Consider the following 6,000-nt stretch of genomic DNA (forward strand, 5'->3'; position numbering starts at 1 on the left):
AACTAACATTATACATTTCAAAATAAAGATTTATCATGGCAAAAGATATCAGATACAATGTGGATGCGCGCGAAGCGCTCCGCGAAGGTGCTAACGCTTTGGCAAACGCAGTGAAAGTAACCCTCGGCCCTAAAGGTCGCAATGTGGTTATTGATAAGAAATTTGGTGCTCCGCGCATCACGAAAGATGGCGTTACAGTGGCAAAAGAAATCGAACTGGAAGACAGTTTCGAGAATGCTGGCGCACAGCTCGTGAAGAGCGTTGCGAGCAAGACGGGCGACGATGCCGGCGATGGTACTACGACTGCTACCGTCTTGACGCAGGCCATCCTGACAGAGGGTATGAGAAATGTGGCAGCTGGTGCTAACCCGCTCGATCTGAAGCGCGGTATGGACAAGGCTGTGGCAAAAGTGGTAGAAGGTATCAAGGCACAGGCCGAACAAGTGGGCGAAAGCTACGAGAAGATTGAGCAAGTGGCAAGCATCTCTGCTAACAACGATGCTGAAATTGGTAAGCTCATTGCCGATGGTATGCGCGCTGTCAGCGTGAATGGTGTTATCACCATTGAGGACGCAAAGGGTCGCGACACGGTACTCAAGACTGTGGAAGGTATGCAGTTCGACCGCGGTTACCTCTCTCCCTACTTCGTAACCGATTCTGAAAAGATGCAGTGCGACATGGAGAAGCCGTACATCCTCATCTACGACAAGAAGATTTCTAACTTGAAGGATTTCCTCCCCGTGCTCGAACCAGCAGCACAAAGCGGCCGTCCTCTCCTCGTTATTGCTGAGGATGTGGACAGCGAGGCGCTGACTACGCTCGTAGTAAACCGCCTGCGTGGTAGCTTGAAGATTTGCGCTGTGAAAGCTCCTGGCTTCGGCGATCGCCGCAAGGCCATGCTGGAAGACATCGCTGTGCTGACGGGTGGCGTTGTTGTGAGCGAAGAGAAGGGCTTGAAGCTCGAACAGACTACGCTCGAAATGCTCGGTTCTGCCGATAAGGTGACCATCTCTAAGGAGAACACGACCATCGTGAACGGTGCTGGTCAGAAGAACCTGATTCAGGATCGTATCAACCAAATCAAGAACGAGATTGCTAACAGCACATCTTCTTACGACAAGGAGAAACTCCAGGAACGCCTTGCAAAACTGAGCGGTGGCGTTTGCGTGCTCGAAGTGGGTGCTGCTTCTGAAACTGAACAGAAGGAGAAGAAAGACCGCTGCGACGATGCTCTCTGCGCTACGCGTGCAGCTATCGAGGAAGGCATCGTGACAGGTGGCGGCGTAAGCTACATTCGCGCACAGAAGGCTCTCGATGATCTGAAGGGCGACAACCAGGACGAACAGACGGGTATCGCCATCATCCGCCGCGCTATTGAAGAACCGCTCCGCCAGATTTGCTATAATGCTGGCATCGAGGGTGCTGTGGTTGTAAACAACGTTCGCGAGGGCGAGGGCAACTATGGCTACAACGCCAAGACTGAGAAGTACGAAGATCTCCGCGCTGCTGGTGTTGTTGACCCCGCAAAGGTGGCTCGCGTTGCACTTGAAAACGCTGCTTCTGTTGCTGGTATGTTCCTCACCACCGAGTGTGTCATCTGCGACAAGAAGGAGGAAAATCCTGCTCCCGCAATGCCCGCTCCCGGCATGGGCGGCATGATGTAAGCCAACCCCATCGCTTCATAGCGAAGAAAGATAAAAGCAAGGGATAGTTACACGATAGTAACTATCCCTTTTAGTTTGCCTAATATTGCAGAATGGAATAAAAATCAGTACACAAAGTTGTGGTAAAATTACCGACCTGAAGAGTTCAAAGGATACGGATTGACCCATGGAGAAGAAATGAGATAAAACGAATGGCAGAAATGTAGCTATAAACGTTTACTTTTTCTTTCGCCCGAACATTCCTCTCTATCCGTTATTTAATGTTCTGCATGCCCTATTTTATCCATGTATGTAATACCCAAAGCAGACAAAACGAATACGACATGAATACTGATTTGCATAATCGTGTGTTGTGTGTCAATATTCTCGGCTACAAATGTTTCCAACAAATGGACGGCAGAAATACTAATGAGCGATATCATCAGCTTGTGCTTTAATGCATTTGGATTTATCTTTCCAAGATAACCGAACTGATTATTGTCCTTATCCTTCTCAATAATCTCCAATCTGCTGACAAACGACCAGTATCCTCCAATTACGCAGACGATGATTAAATTCAAAACCATAGAAACATCCACCATACCTATAGCCAACATCAGGATGGTTTCTTCTGTGAACGTCCCTATATGTATCAAGCTATGTACAACTTCTTTACAAAAAACGAAAGAGTACATTCCCATAACTACGCACATTCCAAGATACACAGGAACTTGAAGCCATCGACTTTGAAAGATACACCACTCTATGGCCTTTTCTAATTTATCACTCATAAAAATATTTTTTTAAAGTATTTGCATTAAGTAATCAACGATCTTTGTGTGACGCTGACGAATTTTTTCTTTGTCCCAAAGTTGGTCTTGCTCCGTCATTCGCTGAACTTCCAACTGCTGTTGTAAGTATGTATAACTATCACGCTTTATCTGAAATCTGCCATTGCTCAATGACATATTATGACTGCCAGACAGCAGCAAATAGTTGCCCAAACATTCCAAATATCGGTTATAGAAGTCTTCATCATAAGGGCAATAACCATTATCAGCTTCTTTATTTTCGGTTTGTGGTGCGATGTGCTCGAGGTGTGGAGTCTCAATGCTGTCATATCTGACAGGACTATAACCAGACTTTCCGCTGGCTATCAGATAGTTTTCGTATTTCCATAAGAGAAACTTTGCGGTTTGATGATTCATCCCCATATTGAGGCAACGAGCAAGCTCTTCATTATTCCAATATCCCCACCAATCATTTCGGTTTTTCATCCATTCAATATGATTGACAACCGTCATGGCATTAGATCCCATTTCCTGATAGCATTTATTGAGACGCCACAGTAAATTAGCACGAGTACCGATAATACGATTGCGCAAGAATATTTGTTCCAGAGATTTTGCCAATAGGTTTAGTCCATCTTGTTCCATAGCATTACGCATGGCTTTAATGACAAATGGGAACATGATACCTTTGTCTGCCGACACCAACAAAGCATGATAGACCATATTTCCTCTTTCTTGCTGGAGGAATTTAGCTGCTTGGGTAAAGCAAGAAGCCAATAAACGTGTGAAGTCACGTATAAAAGCAATACTATCGGCTTTATTTAAATTTTCATTTACGAAGTCTGTGGAACTGATATCGTCCAAATTATTTCTATAAATCTTAACGGTATAATTCAGAATATTATCTTCATCGAGATAGTTCTCTATTAGACTAATTGATTTATAGATATGCTCAAATCTTTCTGTTGTGTCTGCCAATATAGATTCTGTTTCTTCAGCTGGCGCATGTAAATGTATATGATACATAAACTGAGCCTTAATGATTTCCAATTTGGTAGGTTTCTTCCCACGATTGTTTTGAAAGATAAACATCTGTACAGCCTCGGCGGCATCCTTTACCACATGCGTAGTGCATGCAGCATGGGTGATGGCGTTGAGAAGAGCTAAGAGATCTTTCTCTTCGATGTCTGCGAGGCGTGCTTTAAAATAATCAAATGCATCCGCAATTCTCGCTTTTGAAAGAGTGTCTATTTCACTACGATCAGTGGACGTTTGGTCTATGATATAGTCACGGAACATCTGGTTGTCATAATCCACTGTTGAAAAGCGATATTTACTTCTCTGTTTAATGGTGTTACAATAGGCTATATACAAGTCATCATCGAAATCTTCTACCTTTACAATGCTTCTAATCTCCTTCAATCGTTTATAGAGGGCAGACAGAAATATAACGGTTGTTGTCAATCGTTGTTGTCCATCTATAATAGCATACTTGTTTTCTCCTTTCTCCTCAAAAAGAAAGTGACCGAAATAGTATGGTGTAGAGGAGTGGCTGTTTACATAATCTTGTATGTCTGACAGGAATGTGTTGACTTGTTTTGGGCCTTTGTTTGAGAGATCTGTATCCCAGGAATAAGCTCGTTGATAGTTAGGCACACTAATTGACTTTCCTGCCAACAGTGTTGATATGTTTGTTGATGATTCCATAATGATGTTTTATTTTATCCTCCAATTCAAAATTATGAATTGGAGGCTAAAGAATGGATTTAACGTGCAGAACGTGTGTTTATCTTCTTCCCGAAGCGATCATAGGTGTCTAGCCATGAGCTACGCCGCACAACGAAAGTGTCGCCTGTAACACTGACAACAATACCAATTGTCTCACTTAGCGTTTTGTACTTTTTGCCACTTTCATCGTAGAGGTCGTACCAAGAGCTACGTCTAACTATAAAGAAGTGTGGACCATAACCCACCACTTCACCAATAGTTTGCGATAATGTTTTTACCTTTTTCCCCTGTTCGTTGATAATGTCATACCAAGAACTACGGGGTTCAATCATTGAAATAGCCATAATAGATTTCTTTAGGTCGTACAATTCCTATGGACCGTTTTATTTAATAGGTTAATATGCAAGAAGCGTGGAACTGTATGCTCCACGTCCTAATGCTCAGGCCCTGAGAAAACCTTAATAGACAGATGTGGGAATAACAGCCCCACGCTATATGCGTGGAGACCATTACGACCTTTCTTGTCTATTATTGCTTTAAGTTTCTCAGGCTTCGAGCATACAAGAATAGGGCATAACGCCTCTTTTACCAAAATATATGAGCAGATAATACGCTCACATCGCAAAGATATTTTTTTCTTTCAATATACCAAAGAAAACTAAAATATTTGATACAAAACTAAAAGAAATCCTTCAGAAACAAGGACAAGGATGAACCTGCACCACTATTGATGTAGATATCCATTTACTCTTTTTGTTTGAAGTTTAACAAGTTATCAACAAAAAAGAACAAGGAACGGAGTCGACATGGACTTCTTCCTTGTTCTTTTATACAGATATAACGGTATCTTTTACTTCTCCATTTGGAGACCGAGCTTCATACCATCGTAGCTTCCAGCGAGTTTAGAAAGCGTGGAGAGGGTAGTATTCCCAGAGGCCGAACCAAGGAGAGCGGCAAGCTTGAGAAGGCGATCGCTATCAAACAGCAAACTGATTTTGCCGTTGCTCTTAGCTACGTTTGCAGTCATAGAGCCAAGGCCAAAAAGCGTAGAAAACTTGATCGTTTTGTTCTTGCTATCAAGAGCGTAAGTGCCGCTGAGGTTGCGGCCGCCAACATTGGCCTTAAACGTCTTATCCTTATTAAAAGTGAACGTACAAGCTCCTGGTTTAATACCCACCTTACTCAACTGCTCATTGATTTCGCTCTCAATTTTATTGGCAGCCACAGCACCACCTGCCTTCTTCAGGAGATTCTCCGTTTCAAAAACGCAATCGGTACCAGTGTACTTCCAAGTGCCATACAGGTCCTCTTCTGTTACCGCCTTGTTGCCTAAAAAAGAACTGAGGATATTACCAAACAAGCCAGTAGTACCTCCGCTTTTCTCACTATTATTCGCTGTAGTTGTCGTTCCGCCAAGGATATTAGAAAGCGCAGCGCTACTCGTTGTTCCGCAGGATGTCAGTGCGAACCCAGCAGCAACCACCGCAGCTGCCAAAAATACTTTTCTCTTCATTTTATCTTAAATATTTATCATGTTTAGTGCCTGCAAATTTACACAGACTAAAACAGCTCACCAAATGAAACAGTCTCATCCCTCCTCAATTTTTGGAATAATTAAAAGTATCTCAATCAAAAACAACAATACAGCAGATTATTCCAATCCTCTTCAGCCCAGCTTCTCCACTCAGAAAAGTAAATCTGCAAGCCTCTGCCTCAAACACACAAAAAAGAGACTCCCATCAGATGATTGCTCTGATAGGAGTCTCTTATTTCAAAAAAGGCAGCGACCTACTCTCCCGTCTTGTGGACAGTACCATCGGCGCGACCGGGCTTAACTT

Annotated in this window: 5 protein-coding genes; 1 reads left to right on the top strand and 4 read right to left on the bottom strand. The window is 43.2% G+C overall.

The features are described from left to right. Positions 1–35 precede the first annotated feature (35 nt). Positions 36–1,664, top strand: a complete 1,629-nt coding sequence (groL, locus tag ACO4R2_RS06255) for a chaperonin GroEL (RefSeq protein ID WP_009348470.1) — start codon at positions 36–38, stop codon at positions 1,662–1,664. Between the two features lie 257 nt (positions 1,665–1,921). Here groL and ACO4R2_RS06260 read toward each other — a convergent pair whose 3' ends face one another. From ACO4R2_RS06260 to ACO4R2_RS06275, 4 genes are all read right to left on the bottom strand, one after another. Next, on the bottom strand, positions 1,922–2,434 hold the full coding sequence (locus ACO4R2_RS06260; protein ID WP_347719322.1) for a TIGR00645 family protein: 513 nt from the start codon (positions 2,432–2,434) through the stop codon (positions 1,922–1,924). A gap of 12 nt (positions 2,435–2,446) precedes the next feature. Then, positions 2,447–4,141: a DUF262 domain-containing protein gene (locus tag ACO4R2_RS06265; protein WP_484769589.1), complete on the bottom strand. Its 1,695-nt coding sequence runs from the start codon at positions 4,139–4,141 to the stop codon at positions 2,447–2,449. Positions 4,142–4,200: 59 nt separating this feature from the next. Next, the gene (locus ACO4R2_RS06270) at positions 4,201–4,506 is read right to left on the bottom strand and encodes a hypothetical protein (RefSeq protein ID WP_183697873.1); all 306 of its coding nucleotides are present in this window, start codon (positions 4,504–4,506) and stop codon (positions 4,201–4,203) included. A gap of 506 nt (positions 4,507–5,012) precedes the next feature. Then, positions 5,013–5,675 (bottom strand): DUF4923 family protein, encoded by a 663-nt coding sequence (locus ACO4R2_RS06275; RefSeq protein ID WP_484769590.1) that lies wholly within the window; start codon positions 5,673–5,675, stop codon positions 5,013–5,015. Positions 5,676–6,000: the final 325 nt, after the last annotated feature.

This window comes from Alloprevotella sp., from assembly GCF_057240785.1.